Raw genomic sequence first — 15,809 nt, forward strand, 5'->3', positions numbered from 1 at the left:
GGGCGAACGGCAACTCCATCAAGCTTTCCAGGCAGGCACGCAAGCAGAGTCATTGCCGTCCCCTGGTTCCGCGGTTCGCCCCGCCACTACCACGCCCACCATCGCGAACCCCGCCGCCAGCAGCAGCCCGGCGGCATAGCCGGCCGATGCCGACTGCGGCAGCAGCGCGGCGAACAAGGCGCCCGAGAGTGCCAGCGCGGTGGCGGAGAACAGCGAGTCGCTGAGCTGCAACGCGGAGCTGTTGCTACCCTGCTCCGAGGGTGCCGACAGTTCCAGCGTCAGCACCGACAGCGTCGGATAGACCACGCCCATGCCCAGGCCCGCGCCGATCCAGCCCAGCACGCCGATGGCCAACGGCACCGCCGGCCACAACAGGGACAGGATCGCGAGGATGCCGATGACGATCGCCATCATGCCGCCGCTCAGCAGTACCGCGCGCGACGGCGCTCGCAGCCGGGCCTGCCACCAGGAGCCGGCGGACCAGCCCAGTGCGCCGACGGTAAGCACCAGGCCGGCCTGCGTCAGCGATAGCCCGCGTTCGCCGGACAGCAGCAGCGGGATGAAGACCTCGCAGCCGAAGAACGCGGCCGCCACCAGTCCGCGCAAGGCCACCACGGCAGGCAGGCCTCGGTGGGCGAGCAGCGTGCCGTGCGGCAGCAACTGGCGCGCGGCGATGGCCAGCACCAGCAGCGCCAGCGCGAGCCAGGGCGCCTGGTGATGCTGGCCGGCCCAGCACAGCCCGCCGGCACTGACGGCGGCGACCAGCGCCCAGGGCAGCCGCGAGGGCGCGGCGGTGGGTGCGGGCGTGTCCTGCAGTGCGCGTCCGCGCAGTCCGGCTTGCACGAACAGCGCGGCGGGCAGCGCCAGCAGCACCGCGCCGAGGAATACCCAGCGCCAGCCGACGGTCTCCACGATGAAGCCCGCCAGCGCCGGGCCGACGATCACCGGCACCACCCAGGCCGCGGCGAAGGCGGCGAAGATGCGCGGATGCAGCGCGGCGGGATAGGCGCGCGCCACCATCACGTACAGCGCTACCGACATCAGGCCGCCGCCGAATCCCTGCACCAGCCGCCCGGCCACCAGCAGCGCCATGGTCGGGGCCAGGCCTGCCAGCAACAGGCCGAGGGCAAAGGCCGCTACGCCCAGCCACAGCGGCGCGCGCGGGCCGCGGCGGTCGCTCCAGCTGCCGGACAGCACCATGCCGATCACGCCCGCGGCCATCGGCCCGCCGAAGGCCAGCGTGTACAGCGGCAGGCCGTCCAGCGCGTGCGCCACTGCGGGCATGGCGGTGGCGATGGCGAGGTACTCGAAGCCGATCAGCGAGATCAGCGCGACGATGCCGATGGTCAGCGCGCGGTAAGGCCGCGACATCAGGCCTTCGCTCACGGCTCGCTCCCGACGCGCAGCACCAGCTTGCCGCGCACATGCCCGTCCTCGATCTCGCGATGGGCCGCGGCGGCGTCTTCCAGCGGGTAGCGGCCGGAGACATGCACGCGCAACTGGCCGCGGGCCTGCAGCTGCAGCAGCTCGGCCAGGCGTGCGGCGGATTGCTGGCTGCGGATGGCCTGCACGCCGAACAGCTCGGCCTTGATGAACTCCACCAGCGTGACGATGCGGCGGCGCAGGCGCACCGCTTCCAGCGACACGTACAGCGCCTGGCCGCCGGCGGCGTCCAGCGCCGCGTCGATGCCCTGCGGCGCCATGTTGCGCAGTCGCTCCAGCAGGCCGGCACCGTACTCCACCGGCTCCGCGCCCAGCACACGCAGGTAGTCGTGGTTGCGCGCGCTGGCGGTGCCGATCACGCGCAGGCCGCGGGCCCGCGCCAGTTGCACGGCCATGGTGCCGACGCCGCCGGCGGCGCCGTGTACCAGCAGGGTCTCGCCGCGCTTCAGGTCCAGGGCTTGCAGCGCGGTGTGCGCGGTCTGCCCGGAGGCGGATAGCGCCGCGGCTTCGTCCCAGGGCAGGATCGAGGGCTTGTGCAGCACTTGCTCCGCCGGCACCACGACGTATTCGGCGCAGGCATTGAGCAGCGTCCAGCCCAGCACCGCTTCGCCGACGCGGAAGTGGCCGATGCCCGTGCCCACGCGGTCCGCCACGCCGGAGAATTCGTTGCCGGGCGTCAGCGGCAGCGTGGAGGCAAAGGCCCCGCCGTGCGCGAAGCAGCCGCGGCGCACGGCCGCATCCACCGGCTGCAGGCCGGCGGACACCACGCGCACGCGCAGATCGCCGGGGCCGGGTTCCGGCAGCGGACGCTGGCCGATCCTCAGCACCTCCGGGCCGCCGTATTCGTCGAGCAGCAGCGCCCGCATGGTGGCGGCCGCGGGGCGGCGGGTGCGCAGGGCTTTGGGAACGACGACGACAGGGCTGTTCATGCTCAACCTCGGGCTTGACCTCTCAAGGGCATGGGGCCAGCATAGAACCTCAAGTTAAGTTGAGGTCAAGGCATGCCATCACTCTTCGACGAACTCAGCGTCGGCCAGGTGGCCGAGCGCAGCGGCGTGGCGGTGTCCACGCTGCATTTCTACGAAAGCCGCGGGCTGATCCGCAGCCGCCGCAATGCCGGCAACCAGCGGCGCTATACGCGCGACACGCTGCGCCATGTCGCCATCATCCGCGTGGCGCAGCGCGTGGGCATTCCGCTGGAGACCATCGGCGATGCCCTGTCGCAGTTGCCTGAGGGCCGCCCGCCGACACTGGCCGACTGGACGCGGCTCTCGCGCAACTGGCGCGCGGAGCTCGATGCGCGCATCGAGCAGCTGACGCGGCTGCGCGACCAGCTCACCGATTGCATCGGCTGCGGCTGCCTATCGATCGAGCGCTGCCGCCTGCGCAACCCCTCCGACAAGCTGGCCGCCGAAGGCCCCGGGCCGCGGCGCCTGGTGAAGAAGAAGCGCTGAGCAAGAATCGGCAAGTAATCCTCCGCGACCTGCGCCAGACTGCCGCCATGAACCAAGGACTCTGCCTGTTCGACACGCCGATCGGCCGCTGCGGCATCGCCTGGGGCGAGCACGGCTTGCTGGCCACGCAACTGCCGGAGGCCAGCGACCGTCACACGCTGGCGCGCCTGCGGCGCCGTCGCCCGGAGCTGGAGGAAGCGCTGCCGCCATCGCCGGTGCAGTCCGCCATCGATGGCATCGTCGCGCTGCTCGGCGGCGCGCCCCGCGACCTGATGGAGATCTCGCTGGACCTGGAAGGTCTGCGGGATTTCGCGTTGCGAGTCTACGAACTGGCACGCGCGATCCCGCCCGGACAGACCCGGACCTATGGCGAGCTCGCGACGGCGCTGGGCGATCCGGACGCGGCGCGTGCCGTGGGCCGGGCGCTGGGCGCCAATCCCTTCCCCATCGTCATCCCCTGCCATCGCATCCTCGGTGCGGGCGAGTGGAGCGGCGGCTTTTCCGCGCACGGCGGCGTGGAGACCAAGAAGCGCATCCTGCGCATCGAGTCCGGCGGCAGGGGGCAGCAGGAGTTGTTCTAGCGCGTTGACCCATCCGACCGAGAGGCCGGCATTCGACCCTGCACGCTGTTCGGCCCCGGCGTGCAGATCCTGACGCCGCTGCATCCCACCGAGGCGAAGCTGCGCCGCGAGCAGGAGTTCGGCGCGCCGATCCGGATCGGTTCGGACGTCTGGGTGGGCGGCGGTGCGCTGATCCTGGCGGGCGTCAGCATCGGCTCGCGCAGCATTATCGGCGCCGGCAGCGTGGTGACGCGCGACATACCCGAGGGTGTTCTTGCCGCGGGCAACCCCTGCCGCGTGATCCGGGCGCTGGAACCGGACGAGACGGCACAGGGTCCGATGCCGTAGCGTATGCGCATGAGAACGCCCGTCACCTTCTTCCTGCTGGCCGCGAACATCGCGATCTTCGTGTTGCAGACGCAGGCGCCGGACGGCCTGATCCCCGGCTTCGCGCTGTGGCCGCTGGGCGAGGGCTTCCAGCCCTGGCAGGTGGTCAGCAGCGCCTTCCTGCATGGCAGCCTGCTGCACCTGGGCGTGAACATGCTGGGCATCTGGACCTTCGGCCGCGAGCTGGAATCCGCGATGGGCTCGCTGCGCTATGTCTGGCTGTATGCGGTGAGCGTGCTGGCGGCGGCGGCGACGCAGCTGGTGGCGGTGAGCTTCAGTGATCCGGTGCCCACGGTCGGCGCCTCGGGTGGCCTGTTCGGCCTGCTGGCGGCGTACGCGATCCTGTTCCCGCACCGCAAGCTGATCCTGCTGTTTCCGCCGATCCGCTTGCCGGCGCCGCTGTTCGTCCTGCTGTATGCGGCCTTCGAACTGTATGCCGGTGTCACCGGCACGCTGGCGGGCGTGGCGCACTTCGCACACCTGGGCGGCCTGGTCGGCGGCCTGCTGGTGCTGAGCGGGCGTCGGCGCTTCAGCCGACGATGACCTTGGCGCGCTGCAGCCGGGTGGAGACGATCTTCCAGCCGGTGGCATCGCGCCGGTAGCGGTCGTGGTACCAGCCCCAGCCTTCCAGCGTGAGGAACGGCAGGCGTGCGGGCGCGTCCGGGCGTAGCCACAGGCGGTCGCTCATCGGCCAGCGTGCCTGGGCTTCGTCGTCCGACAGGAACTCGATCTCGGGCATGAAGCCGAGGTGCATCGTGTCCACGCCTTCCAGGATATGGAGCGTGTTCTGCACGAAGGCGTCGGGATCGTGCTGGTGAAAGGCGGGATCGCCGGTGGGCGACTCGGAGCGGAAGTCGGTCTCGGCACCATCGGCGAAGACCGCGCGCAGCACGGCGGCATCCTTGCAGTCCACGCCGCGGAAGTAGCGTGCCTTCAGCGCCTTGATCTACTCGAGTGCCAGCAGCCGTTCGGTTGCGGTCATGCGATCTCCTTGCCCCAGGGCTGCCCGACTCTAAGCCCTGTGCGCGGCCCCGCTCAATCCTCGCGCAGTGCGTCGAAACGCTCGCCGAGGAAATCCAGCAGCGCGCGCACCGCCGGCAGCAGTCCGCGCCGCGAGGGATACAGGGCATGGATCACGTGCTTGCGCGGTGCCCAGCCCTGCAGCACCTGCGCCAGGCGGCCAGCCTGGATTTCCTCGCTCACCACCAGCGTCGGCAACTGCACGATGCCGACGCCGGTGACGGCGGCGGTGCGCAGCGCAACCATGTCGTCGGTCACCAGGCGCGGGCGGTGGTGGATGGCGGCCTCGGCGCCGTCGGGGCCGATCAGGCGCCAGACGTGGTCGGGGCGTGCAGGGCCGAGGTCCAGCGTCGGCAAGCGGTTCAGGTCTGGCAGCGTGGTGACCGGCCCCAGCCTCTGCAGCAGTGCCGGGCTGGCCACCAGGCACTGGCTGCGCTGCGCCAGCACCTTGAGCACGAGATCGCTGTCCTCCAGCGGCGGATAGCGCACGCGAATGGCGATATCCACGCCCTCGGCCACCACGTCGACGCGGCGGTTGGTAGCCTCCAGGTGGACCTCGACGCGTGGGTTCCCCGCCATGAAGTCGGCCAGCATGGTGCCGACGCGCGCGTGCAGCAGTGCCACCGGGCAACTCAGCCGGATGACGCCGCAGGGCTCGGAGCGGGTCATCTCCACGGATTCCTGCGCGGCTTCCGCCTGCACCAGCATTGCCTTGCAGTGCGCGTAGTAGTTCTGGCCGACCTCGGTCACCGAGAAGCGGCGCGAGGAGCGCTGGATCAGGCGTACGCCGAGCCGCTCCTCCAGCAGCGCGACGCGGCGGCTGAGCTTGGACTTGGGCTGGCCCAGGGCCCGGCCGGCGGGCGCGAAGCCGCCGTGGTCCACCACCTGGGCGTAGAAATAGAGGTCGTTCAGGTCCTGCATGGCTAGCTTATCGTTCCAATAGCAGAACGCTGAGTATAAAAAATGCCGTCTACTGCGGCCATCGTCCTGAATATACCTTCTCCGTCATCGAAAGGACCTCGTCGAGGCCCTGAAACGGAGAAGGTCATGAAGAAGATTCTTGGCGTCTACAGCACCCCCGGCCGGCACTGGGTCGGCGACGGCTTCCCGGTGCGCTCGCTGTTCTCATACCAGACTCATGGCGAGCAGCTGAGCCCCTTCCTGCTGCTGGATTACGCCGGCCCGGCGCCGTTCACCGCCACGCCGCACCGCCGCGGCGTCGGCGAGCATCCGCACCGCGGTTTCGAGACCGTGACCATCGTCTACCAGGGCGAGCTGGAGCACCGCGACTCGACCGGCGCGGGCGGCCGCATCGGCCCCGGCGACGTGCAGTGGATGACGGCGGGCTCCGGAATCCTGCACGAGGAATTCCACTCGGAGGACTTCGCGCGCAGCGGCGGCACGCTGGAGATGGTGCAGCTCTGGGTCAACCTGCCGGCCAAGGACAAGATGGCCGCGCCGGGTTACCAGACCCTGCTGGATCGCGAGATTCCGGCGGTCGAGATGCCGGACGGTGCGGGCAGGCTGCGGGTGATCGCCGGCGAGTACGGCGAAAGCCGGGGCCCGGCCAGGACCTTCAGCCCGATGGACGTCTGGGACCTGCGCCTGAACGCCCGTGGCGTCGTGCGCCTGCCGGTGGCCGCAGGCCGCACGCTGGCCCTGGTGGTGCTGCGCGGCACGGTGGAGATCAACGGCGCGGAAGTCGCCCGTGAAGGCCGGCTGGTCGTGCTCGACCGCGAGGGTGCCGACGTGATGGTGGAGGCCAATAACGAGGCGGCTCTGCTGCTGCTCAGCGGCGAGCCGCTGAACGAGCCGATCCGCGGTTACGGCCCCTTCGTGATGAACACGGAGGCCCAGATCGCCGAGGCGATCGAGGACTTCAACAGCGGCAGCTTCGGAAGCATCTCGCCGGCAACGGCGTAGTACCGGCCACCGGGGCCCGACAGGTCCCGGGGCTTTTCTGTTTGTCATCGCTACACCCCCTAGACCCACAAAAAATCCAAGGAGTCATCCGTGAGCAAACCCTACGTCCGCCTCGACAAGAACAACGCTGCCGTGCTGCTGGTCGATCACCAAGCTGGCCTGCTGTCCCTGGTGCGCGACATCGACCCGGACAAGTTCAAGAACAACGTGCTGGCGCTGGCCGACCTCGCCCGCTATTTCCAGTTGCCCACGATCCTCACCACCAGCTTCGAGCACGGCCCCAACGGCCCTCTGGTGCCGGAGCTGAAGGAGATGTTCCCGGATGCGCCGTACATCGCCCGCCCCGGCAACATCAACGCCTGGGACAACGAGGACTTCGTCAAGGCCGTGAAGGCCACCGGCAAGAAGCAGCTGATCATCGCCGGCGTGGTCACCGAGGTCTGCGTGGCGTTTCCGGCGCTGTCGGCGCTGGAGGAAGGCCATGAGGTGTTCGTGGTCACCGATGCCTCCGGCACCTTCAACGAGATCACGCGCCACTCCGCCTGGGACCGCATGTCGCAGGCCGGCGCGCAGCTGATGACCTGGTTCGGCGCGGCCTGCGAGCTGCACCGCGACTGGCGCAACGACGTGGCTGGACTGGGCGCGCTGTTCTCGGCGCATATCCCGGACTATCGCAACCTCATGACCAGCTACAGCGCGCAGGCTGCGAAGAAATAAGCCGTGTGGCGGGCCGGATGGCGGTGGACGTTCATCGCCGTCCGGCCTGGCCTCCCCATGAACCGGCCCTCGGTCCCAGGGTGGTTCCACCCGCAGGATCAAGGCATTAGGATGCCGGCCAAGCTGTCGCAGCGCCCGCCGTGGAAAATGCCCGGTGGCGCAACGCCGCTGTAGGCGGGATTTATCATTGCCGCCCCGGCGACGGCGTACGTATAAGAAGCTTGTTGGGTTGGGTTGGGGAGGGAAAAATCATGACCATGATTCTTGCCGTGGCCACGGTCGTGGCCATCGTGCTTCTGGTCGCGTTTCTCTGGCGCGAGATCGGCGACATCCGGGACGAGTTTTTCCAGAAGGCCCGCAGCCGCCTGCTGCAGCGCATGGGGATTGCGGCAACGGTGGTCTGCCTGCTGGCGTCGGCCGTGATCGTGGCGCAGGCGGCGCTGCTGCAAGGCCAGGCTCAAAGCCAGCGTGCGGCGCGGGCCGAGATCGCCCAGCTCAAGCTGGACGTTGCCCGGCTGCAGCGTCCGTCGGTGCAGGCCGCCATCAGGCGGCAGGCCCCGGCGGCGGCAGCGCCCGCTCCGGCAGCCGCCGAGGTCGCCGAGGTGGTTGAAGCTCCCAGGGACGTTGCGGCACCGAAGCGTTCGTCGCATGCCTATATCGCCGCCAACAGCGCGGTGGTGCGGGCCAACCCCGGCCAGGATCGCCTGTTCACCCTGCAGCGCGGAACCGAGGTGATGCTGCTGGGCGATGCCCGCGAATTCGACGGCCGGGCTTGGCAGGAGATCACCATCGGCGACGGTCGCCAGGGCTGGGTAGCCGCCTCGCTGCTGGGGCCCGCAACCTGACGTTGCCCTGAGGCGCGCGTTTCCGCCATGGCCGCTGCCGGCCGGATGCTTGCGCTTCCACGAAAGAAGAACCACATGAGTAGCAGATCAGCCCGCGTCGCGCGGTGGACCTTCGGTGGGCTGGCGCTGCTGCTGGCCGCGCTGGTGCTGCATGTCTACCTGGAAGGCCGACCGACGCAAGGCCGGCCGCAGTACGTGGCCATGGGAAGTTCCTTCGCGGCCGGTCCCGCCATCAGTTCGGCGGCCGAGAACAGCCCCTGGTTCTGTGCGAGATCCCGCGACAACTACGCGCACCAGTTTGCCCGGCAGCGCGGCCTGTCGCTGGTGGACGTGAGCTGCGGCGGCGCCACGACGCACCATATTCTCGAAGGTGGCCAGCTGATGCAGCCGGCGCAGATCGATGCGGTGACGGCCGACACCGAGCTGGTCACGATCACCATCGGCGGCAACGACATCGCCTACCTCGGCAACATGATGGCGATGGGTTGCAACGAAGACACGTCCTGGCTGGTGCGCCGCCTTGGTGGCTGTCGCGTGCGCAGCCTCGAGGAGACCGAGCTGAAGCTGGTTCCGCTACTGGACCGGCTGGGGGCCATCATCGACGAGGTGCGCCGCCGTGCACCGAAGGCCCAGGTGGTGCTGGTGAACTACCAGACGCTGTTGCCGGAACAGGGCAGTTGCGAGCGGCTCGGTCTCAGCGAGGAACAAGCCGCGCAGATGCGGCTGATGGCGCAGAAGCTGGCGGACGTGACCTATGCCGCGGCGGAGGGGCACGGGGCCTTGCTGCTGGATGCCGAGCGCCTGACCCGTGGGCACGATGTCTGTGCGCCGGAGCCCTGGGCCAATGGCAGGCGCCCGGCCAAGGGCTTGCTGGGCGCGCCGCTGCATCCGACGCTGGAAGGCATGACGGCGATCGCTCGGGGACTCGATGCGTTCCTGGGAGCGGCGCGGAAATAGCACTCCGCCGCGCCGGCCCGCAGCGCCGGCTTGAACGAACGGTACGCGCGCCGCGGGCTTCGGCCCTGGCGACATATAGGCTATGGTTGCGTCGCCGTTCCTGGCACCGATCGACGAGCAGGCACGCATGAACTCCAACACGCCGACCCAGGCCCCGCGCTACGGATACCTGCTGACGCTGCTGTTCCTCGTCAATTTCCTCAATTTCTTCGATCGTGCGCTGCCGGCGGTGGTGCTGGAGTCGATCCGCGCCGAGTTCGGCCTGACCGACACCATGCTCGGCGCCCTCGGCACGGCCTTCGTGCTGGTCTATGCGTTCGCCGGCATCCCGCTGGGGCGCCTGGCCGATCGCTACCGCCGGCTCTCGGTGCTGGCCATCGGCGTCACCTGCTGGAGCCTGCTGACCGCCGCGACCGGTGCCACCAAGAACTTCGTGACGCTGACGATGATGCGGCTCGGTGTCGGCGTCGGCGAAGCCTGCTGTGCCCCCGCGGCGAATTCGCTGATCGGCGACATGTACCCTTCCGATCGACGCTCGCGGCCGATGGGGCTGTTCATGCTGGGGCTGCCGCTGGGAACGCTCGCGGCCTTCGCCTTCGGTGGCTGGCTGGCACAGCAGTATGGATGGCGCGCACCGTTCTTCTTCGCCGCGGTGCCGGGGCTGATCGTGGCGGTACTGCTGTGGCGCGCACGCGAGCCGCTGCGCGGAGCACAGGACCAGGACATGCAGACGGTCAAAATCGACCGGCCGATCTGGAGGCTGCTGTCGATCCCGACGCTGCGCTGGCTGATCGTGTCAGGAGCGACGATGAATTTCGCGGCCTATGCCATCAATACCTTCCTGCCGGCGATGCTGGTGCGCTACCACGGCGTGGGCATCGCGACCGCGGGCGGCATTGCCGCGATCGTGCTGGGCGTCACCGGCATCCTCGGCCTGGCCATCGGCGGCACGCTGGCGGATCGCGCGCATCGGCGCTGGCCGCGTGGCCGCCTGCTGTTGGGCGCGGCGGCCCTGGCGGTGGCGACACCGCTGCTGGCGCTGGGCCTGATGCAGGCCGCCGGTGCCACGACCGCGCTGACGGTACTGCTGTCGGTGGGCTGGCTGCTGGTGTTCCTGTACTACGTCACGGTCTATCCGGCGATCCAGGACATCGTGCCGCCGCAGCTGCGTGCCACCGGCATGGCGGTCTATTTCTTCTTCATGTACATCCTTGGCGGCGGCCTGGGCAGCATCGCCACCGGCGCGTTGTCGGATGCCCTGGCGGCTGCGGCGATGCACGCGGCCGGCGCCTCGGAGATGAGCAGCGCCTTCCGGGCGCTGGGCCTGCGTGGGTCGCTGCTGTGGATCATGCCGACGGCCATCGCGTTGACCGCGGTCTCGATCCTGATGGCGGCGCGGCATTATCCAGCCGACGCACAGCGCTGCCGGGCGGGAACTGCTGCGCAGGGGTAAAAGCGACTTTATCGCGTAACGCGAAGCCCGCCCTGATCAGGTGGGTGCAGGCCGGAGTACTGCGACGGATTCATGCGCCGGACCGCCGGACCTGGGGGCTGGATCGCCGCCGGGTGTTCATTCCGCCCCGTGAGAGCGGCAGGGCCAGCGGCCCCGTCGACACGGTGCCATGCGCCAGCCGCGGCTTGCGCAGCGTGGAAGGCGAGGTGGCGATCTCCAGGATGTGATCGATGCATTCGTTGAGATTTTCGCGCAGCGCTTCATGATCGGTGCCGGGCGACCACCAGCCCTCTTCGCGCGTCCAGTCGGCCATCAGCGACTGCAACGAGTTCAGTTCCCGGTGCAGGCGGGATCGGGGATCGTCTTCGCGGAGCTTGTGGCAGATTCCCAGCACCCGCTCCAGCACGGGCAGGCCCTTGTGGGGCTGACCCGCGGCGATGCGGTAGAGCTCCAGGCCCATTGCGGTCTTCTCGTGCTGATCCATTGCCGATCTCCATGAGGGAACACGCATGAGCAAGGGGCAAGGACCGTTCCAGCTCCCCGGCATTGTTGTGGCGGGCCGATGGACGGGCAGCCATGACACGCGGGCGATCGGCCGAAAAATACAGTCAATCAAGCAGGTGAATCCGCAAGTTAAGGTGCTGGGCGGCGGGCCTGTTCCCCGGCGACGATGCCGCCCATTCAGCCGGGCGTCAGATTCCCGTTGGGCAAAGCGCCGGGCTGGCGGAAAGCCGTCCGGCATCGTGCAAGCTGAGGCGTGACCGCCCACCCTCCCGGCGAGGGCATGAACGTCAACCCCCCCGATGTGGGGATAGGCATGCCGGAGCCCGCTTCCTAGCATCGGCCATCACTCTTCCCCAGGCCTCGTGCCGTCGAGAAACCATGAAGCGTCTTGCCCGGCTGTCCTCCCTCGCCCTCGTGCTGCTCAGCTCCCAGGCCTTTGCCGAGTCCTGCCTCAACGACAACAAGCAGGGCGGTGCCGGCGATGCGCGTCACTACGACTACGTGGCCTGCAAGCCCTCCGGCGTGGCCGGCGGCCAGAGCTACAACTCGGTCGGCATCATCGGCGGCCAGATGGCCGACATCATGAGCCGGCGCACGCAGGACAGCAGCTATAGCGACGAGGAGCGCGCGGCGAATCGCCGCGCCCTGCAGGCCTTCTCCGCCGACCAGGCCAAGCGCCGCGGCAATGTCCGCTACGGCGCGCTGGTGGAGATCACCAGCGACGCGGCCTTCGTCGACGGCCTGCGCTATCCGGGCGCAACCATCCCGGCGGAGCAGCAACGCGCCATTCGCCAGCAGATCAGCGCCGCCATTGCGGCGGGCCGCCTGTTGGAGACCTACGGCGACCGCGACTACGCCGATGCCGCGACCTGGAACGTCACGGATCCGGTGGAGCGCTGGAAGAACTGCGAGGTGGCGACGCTGCTGAGCCAGGCCTACCTGACCGGTGAGCTGGCGACCCCGGCCCAGATCGATCGGGAGAAAGGCGCGGCCATCGCCGATGCCGGCACTGTGCAGAAGTGCGGCGGCACGGCCTACTGGATGGGTCGGGTCTACGAGGAAGGAGACGCCTGGGTGAAGGGCACCGACAAGAAGCTCGGCACGTCTCCCAAGAGCAACATCACCTGGGCCTACGACGTTGCCATGATCAACGGCTACTCGCCGGCCTACCAGCGCTCGGCGGAGCTGCTGCGCCTGGGCGGTCCCGAGCGCTACCGCGGCAAGAAGTATCTCGAGGTCATGGAGATGTCGCGCTACTACTACTGGCTCAAGCGCAGTGGCAGCGACGAGCGCTACGTGACCTTCTTCCAGTACAAGAAGTGCATCGAAGCCGAGCCCGCCAACCTGGTCTGCGCCAAGGCGCTACGCGACATCTACGCCGAGCAGAAGACCGACATCCTCGATGGCTACAGCAGCTACAACCCCGATCTCGCGGCGTACTACGACGGCTATGTCAAGGAGCTGGAAAAGCTGCTGGCGCAGGCGGGCCGCTGAGATTGCGCCCAGCTGCGGGCTTGCGTGCCTGAGCATCCGGCTTGCCCTTCCTGCGCGGAGTCGCGTGACGGAGCTTTCGGTATAAGCTAGATTTATGGCGTGAGCACTCGCCTTAACATCGATCTGCTGAGGAATTTCGTCGCCATCGCGGAGTCGCGCACGATGAGCCGGGCCGCCGACAAGGTCGGCCGGACCCAGGCGGCGCTGAGCCAGCAGGTCAAGCGCCTGGAGATGGAAGTGCAGCAAACGCTGATGATCCGCAGCGGGCGCGGCATCACGCTGACGGCGCAGGGCGAGCGGCTGTACCTGCATGCGCAGAACATCCTGCGCACGCACGACGAGGCGGTGGGCGAGCTGCTGGGCGTGAGCCTGGCAGGCGAGTTGCGGGTGGGCTGCCCGGAGGACTATGCGCTGGCCTTCCTGCCGCAACTGCTGCGGGAGTACTCCAAGCTGCACCCGCAGGTGCTGATCGAGGTGGTCTGCGAGCCGACCACGCGGCTGCTGGAGAAGATCAAGAGCCAGGTCCTGGACATCGCCATTGTCTCGGAGCCCGACAGTTCACAGCGTGACCGCTTCCTGCGCCGCGAACAGTTCGTCTGGGTGGGGGTCAAGGGCAGTGATGCGCATAACCGCGATCCCGTGCAGCTGGCGCTGTCGGATCCCGATACCCTGGACTATCAGGCCGCCACTTCGCGGCTGGAGCGTGCGGGGCGCCAGTACCGCATCGCCTATGCCAGCGGCAGCATGGCCGGCCTGATGGCGGTAGTGCGCTCCGGCCAGGCGATCTCGGTGCTGACGCAGTGCGCGGTCCCGCCCGACCTGTATGCGCTGCCGCCGTCGAGCCGGCTGCCCAAGCTGCCGTCGATCGGCATTACCGTCAAGACCGGTCGGCACAATTCGTCGCAACTGCTGCGCAGCTTCGAATCACACCTGCGGGCGATGCTGCCCACGATCTAGCCCCCCGTGAACACACGCGGCGCGCCAAGGGGCGGGCATGCGGATCGCAGCCCCCTGAACCATAAGAGAATCTTATAACCAGCATAAGAAGTATTGGCTTCTTGTGAGGTAGGGCTGTGGGCAGAATGGCCGCAGCGCCCCTGGTTTTCCGGCTGACGGCAGTCGTGCAGCGGGTGCTGTGCCGCCCCTGGGGGCCGGCGCCGGTTCCCCAGCAAGGACGGGTCGTGAGCGACATTCCAGAAGATTTCAAGGCCAGGGTGCTCGATCCGGGCTTCAGCGAGCGCGTCGAGATGATCCCGATGCGCGACGGCGTGAAGCTGAAGACCTATATCTACTTGCCGCAGAACGCGAAGGACGCGGGCACGCTGATCATGCGCACGCCCTACAACGCCTCGCTGTTCAGGGCGCGGATGGCGGGCGACAAGTACCTGCTTGCCGGCTACATCCGCGTGATCCAGGACGTGCGCGGCAAGTACGGCTCGGAGGGCGATTACTACGTCACGCAGGCTACGCGCGGGCCCTGCAACACCACCGACACCGATCACTCGACCGATGCCTGGGACACCATCGATTGGCTGGTGAAGAACCTGCCGGAGTCCAATGGCCGGGTTGGCATCTTCGGCAACTCCTATGTCGGCTTCACCAGCGCCATGGCGCTGCTGGACCCGCATCCCGCGCTGAAGGCGGCAGTGCCCTCGGGCCCGCTGATCGACGCTTGGATGGGCGACGACTGGTTCCACTACGGCGCCTTCCGGCAGATGATGCTGGGCTTCGTGCACATGCAGAGCGGCCAGCGCGGCGCGGGCGTGCTCACGCCCAGCCAGACGCACGACAAGTACGAGGAATTCCTGCGCGCCGGCTCGGCCGGCGACTACATCCGCGAGTACGGCCTGGATCGCCTGCCCTTCGTGGCGCGCATGATGGAGCACCCGGCCTACGACGCGTACTGGCAGGCCTACGCGGTCGACAAGCGCCTGGTCGAGCGCCCGTCGACGGTGCCGACGCTGTGGACACAGGGCTTCTGGGACCAGGAGGACAATTGGGGCGCGAACCATGCCTGGCGTGCGCTGAAGCAGGCCGGGCACGAGGCCAACAACTGGCTGGTGCTAGGCCCCTGGCACCACAACCAGGTATGGCGCACGGCGCCATCGATCGGGCCCATCCAGTGGCAGATCGACACCGCGCACCAGTACCACCAGGAGATCATGTTCCCGTTCCTGGACGAGCACCTGCGCGGCGGCCCGCCGGCGAACCTGGCGCGCGTCATGGCCTACAACACCGGCGAGAAGCGCTGGGAGCGCCTGGCGGACTGGCCCACGGTCTGCGACGAGCCGTACACCGCGGGCCTGCAGCCGCTGTACCTGCAGGCCGGCTCCGCGTTGTCCTTCAGCCGGCCCTCGCAGAAGGATGGTGGCGACACCTATTGCAGCGATCCGGCCAAGCCGGTCCCCTACCTGCCGCGGCCGGTGGTGGACCCCTTCGCCGAGCTGGGCACCGGCGTGCTCGGCAAGCCCTACGAGGCCTGGAGCACCAGCCTGGCGCAGGACCAGCGCTTCGTCGACGGCCGGCCGGACGTGCTGACTTACGAGACGCCGGTGCTGACCGAGGCGCTGCACGTGCGCGGCATTCCGGTTGCCGATCTGCAGGCCATGACCACGGGCACCGACGGCGATTTCGTGGTGAAGCTGATCGACGTGTATCCGTCAAAGGATGCGGTCGATCCCGACAGCAGCGGCTACCAGTTGCCGATCGCCATGAACATCTTCCGCGGCCGCTACCGCGAGAGCTTCGAACAGCCCAGCGCCATTCCGGCCAACGAGCCGCAGCAGTACCGATTCGAGCTGCCCAACGTGAACCACGTGTTCAAGCCGGGGCATCGCATCATGGTGCAGATCCAGTCGAGCTGGTTCCCGCTGTACGACCGCAATCCGCAGAGCTTCGTGCCGAACATCTTCGATGCGAAGCCTGGGGACTACCGCAAGGCGGATGTCACGCTGCTGCGTTCGGCGGAGCGGGCGTCGGCGGTGCTGCTGCCGGTGGTGAAGAAGGGCGCGGCCTGATCGGGTCTTGGCGTCAACAAGGGGTCTCTTCAGTT

The 15,809-nt window shown here is 68.5% G+C and carries 16 protein-coding genes and 1 pseudogene; 12 read left to right on the forward strand and 5 right to left on the reverse strand.

Going from position 1 to position 15,809, the window contains the following annotated elements:
• Positions 1-18 precede the first annotated feature (18 nt).
• The gene (locus QT386_RS15145; RefSeq protein ID WP_289274594.1) at positions 19-1,386 is read right to left on the reverse strand and encodes an MFS transporter; all 1,368 of its coding nucleotides are present in this window, start codon (positions 1,384-1,386) and stop codon (positions 19-21) included.
• Complete coding sequence (locus QT386_RS15150) at positions 1,383-2,309, reverse strand: NADP-dependent oxidoreductase (RefSeq protein ID WP_367401450.1); 927 nt, start codon at positions 2,307-2,309, stop codon at positions 1,383-1,385. Before QT386_RS15150 ends, QT386_RS15145 begins: the two co-directional genes overlap by 4 nt.
• Before the next feature lie 135 nt (positions 2,310-2,444).
• Here QT386_RS15150 and soxR point away from each other — a divergent pair, with 135 nt between their 5' ends.
• From soxR to QT386_RS15170, 4 genes and pseudogenes are all read left to right on the forward strand, one after another.
• Positions 2,445-2,897, forward strand: a complete 453-nt coding sequence (gene soxR, locus QT386_RS15155; protein ID WP_289274596.1) for a redox-sensitive transcriptional activator SoxR — start codon at positions 2,445-2,447, stop codon at positions 2,895-2,897.
• Positions 2,898-2,944: 47 nt separating this feature from the next.
• The gene (locus QT386_RS15160; protein WP_289274597.1) at positions 2,945-3,478 is read left to right on the forward strand and encodes a methylated-DNA--[protein]-cysteine S-methyltransferase; all 534 of its coding nucleotides are present in this window, start codon (positions 2,945-2,947) and stop codon (positions 3,476-3,478) included.
• A 42-nt stretch (positions 3,479-3,520) separates the two neighbouring features.
• Positions 3,521-3,805, forward strand: a pseudogene (locus QT386_RS15165) (DapH/DapD/GlmU-related protein); the annotation flags it as partial.
• Between the two features lie 9 nt (positions 3,806-3,814).
• On the forward strand, positions 3,815-4,387 hold the full coding sequence (locus QT386_RS15170) for a rhomboid family intramembrane serine protease (protein ID WP_289274599.1): 573 nt from the start codon (positions 3,815-3,817) through the stop codon (positions 4,385-4,387).
• Here the strand turns inward: QT386_RS15170 and QT386_RS15175 are convergent.
• On the reverse strand, positions 4,374-4,790 hold the full coding sequence (locus tag QT386_RS15175) for a nuclear transport factor 2 family protein (protein WP_367401451.1): 417 nt from the start codon (positions 4,788-4,790) through the stop codon (positions 4,374-4,376). The two genes, QT386_RS15170 and QT386_RS15175, sit on opposite strands and share 14 nt — an antisense overlap.
• 89 nt (positions 4,791-4,879) lie before the next feature.
• On the reverse strand, positions 4,880-5,785 hold the full coding sequence (locus tag QT386_RS15180; RefSeq protein WP_289274600.1) for a LysR family transcriptional regulator: 906 nt from the start codon (positions 5,783-5,785) through the stop codon (positions 4,880-4,882).
• A 126-nt stretch (positions 5,786-5,911) separates the two neighbouring features.
• Here QT386_RS15180 and QT386_RS15185 point away from each other — a divergent pair, with 126 nt between their 5' ends.
• The 5 genes from QT386_RS15185 to QT386_RS15205 all read left to right on the forward strand — a co-directional run bounded on the left by QT386_RS15185 (position 5,912) and on the right by QT386_RS15205 (position 10,759).
• Positions 5,912-6,787, forward strand: coding sequence for a pirin family protein (locus tag QT386_RS15185; RefSeq protein WP_289274601.1), 876 nt, complete (start codon positions 5,912-5,914; stop codon positions 6,785-6,787).
• A gap of 90 nt (positions 6,788-6,877) precedes the next feature.
• Positions 6,878-7,504 (forward strand): isochorismate family cysteine hydrolase YcaC, encoded by a 627-nt coding sequence (gene ycaC, locus QT386_RS15190; RefSeq protein ID WP_289274602.1) that lies wholly within the window; start codon positions 6,878-6,880, stop codon positions 7,502-7,504.
• A 251-nt stretch (positions 7,505-7,755) separates the two neighbouring features.
• Positions 7,756-8,349 (forward strand): SH3 domain-containing protein, encoded by a 594-nt coding sequence (locus tag QT386_RS15195; protein WP_289274603.1) that lies wholly within the window; start codon positions 7,756-7,758, stop codon positions 8,347-8,349.
• Between the two features lie 75 nt (positions 8,350-8,424).
• Positions 8,425-9,306 (forward strand): SGNH/GDSL hydrolase family protein, encoded by an 882-nt coding sequence (locus tag QT386_RS15200; RefSeq protein ID WP_289274604.1) that lies wholly within the window; start codon positions 8,425-8,427, stop codon positions 9,304-9,306.
• Between the two features lie 82 nt (positions 9,307-9,388).
• On the forward strand, positions 9,389-10,759 hold the full coding sequence (locus tag QT386_RS15205) for an MFS transporter (RefSeq protein ID WP_289274605.1): 1,371 nt from the start codon (positions 9,389-9,391) through the stop codon (positions 10,757-10,759).
• Positions 10,760-10,829: 70 nt separating this feature from the next.
• Here QT386_RS15205 and QT386_RS15210 read toward each other — a convergent pair whose 3' ends face one another.
• Positions 10,830-11,243 carry a hypothetical protein gene (locus QT386_RS15210; RefSeq protein WP_289274606.1) on the reverse strand — a complete coding sequence of 138 codons (414 nt, stop codon included), beginning with the start codon at positions 11,241-11,243 and terminating at the stop codon, positions 10,830-10,832.
• Between the two features lie 398 nt (positions 11,244-11,641).
• On the opposite strand from QT386_RS15210, the gene QT386_RS15215 reads away from it, so the two are divergent.
• From QT386_RS15215 to QT386_RS15225, 3 genes are all read left to right on the forward strand, one after another.
• Positions 11,642-12,757, forward strand: coding sequence for a hypothetical protein (locus QT386_RS15215; protein WP_289274607.1), 1,116 nt, complete (start codon positions 11,642-11,644; stop codon positions 12,755-12,757).
• A gap of 99 nt (positions 12,758-12,856) precedes the next feature.
• On the forward strand, positions 12,857-13,714 hold the full coding sequence (locus QT386_RS15220) for a LysR substrate-binding domain-containing protein (protein WP_289274608.1): 858 nt from the start codon (positions 12,857-12,859) through the stop codon (positions 13,712-13,714).
• A 224-nt stretch (positions 13,715-13,938) separates the two neighbouring features.
• The gene (locus QT386_RS15225) at positions 13,939-15,774 is read left to right on the forward strand and encodes a CocE/NonD family hydrolase (RefSeq protein ID WP_289274609.1); all 1,836 of its coding nucleotides are present in this window, start codon (positions 13,939-13,941) and stop codon (positions 15,772-15,774) included.
• Positions 15,775-15,809 lie beyond the last annotated feature (35 nt).

The sequence above is a fragment of the Solimonas sp. SE-A11 genome (assembly GCF_030345715.1).
Lineage (GTDB): Bacteria > Pseudomonadota > Gammaproteobacteria > Nevskiales > Nevskiaceae > Solimonas_A.

Coding starts and splice junctions, on each gene's coding strand:
- QT386_RS15150 (WP_367401450.1), bottom strand. CDS start 2,309: ATGCGGGCGCTGCTGCTCGACGAATACGGCGGCCCGGAGGTGCTGAGG.
- QT386_RS15170 (WP_289274599.1), top strand. CDS start 3,815: ATGAGAACGCCCGTCACCTTCTTCCTGCTGGCCGCGAACATCGCGATC.
- QT386_RS15210 (WP_289274606.1), bottom strand. CDS start 11,243: ATGGATCAGCACGAGAAGACCGCAATGGGCCTGGAGCTCTACCGCATC.
- soxR (WP_289274596.1), top strand. CDS start 2,445: ATGCCATCACTCTTCGACGAACTCAGCGTCGGCCAGGTGGCCGAGCGC.
- QT386_RS15195 (WP_289274603.1), top strand. CDS start 7,756: ATGACCATGATTCTTGCCGTGGCCACGGTCGTGGCCATCGTGCTTCTG.
- QT386_RS15185 (WP_289274601.1), top strand. CDS start 5,912: ATGAAGAAGATTCTTGGCGTCTACAGCACCCCCGGCCGGCACTGGGTC.
- QT386_RS15215 (WP_289274607.1), top strand. CDS start 11,642: ATGAAGCGTCTTGCCCGGCTGTCCTCCCTCGCCCTCGTGCTGCTCAGC.
- QT386_RS15160 (WP_289274597.1), top strand. CDS start 2,945: ATGAACCAAGGACTCTGCCTGTTCGACACGCCGATCGGCCGCTGCGGC.
- QT386_RS15200 (WP_289274604.1), top strand. CDS start 8,425: ATGAGTAGCAGATCAGCCCGCGTCGCGCGGTGGACCTTCGGTGGGCTG.
- QT386_RS15205 (WP_289274605.1), top strand. CDS start 9,389: ATGGTTGCGTCGCCGTTCCTGGCACCGATCGACGAGCAGGCACGCATG.
- QT386_RS15180 (WP_289274600.1), bottom strand. CDS start 5,785: ATGCAGGACCTGAACGACCTCTATTTCTACGCCCAGGTGGTGGACCAC.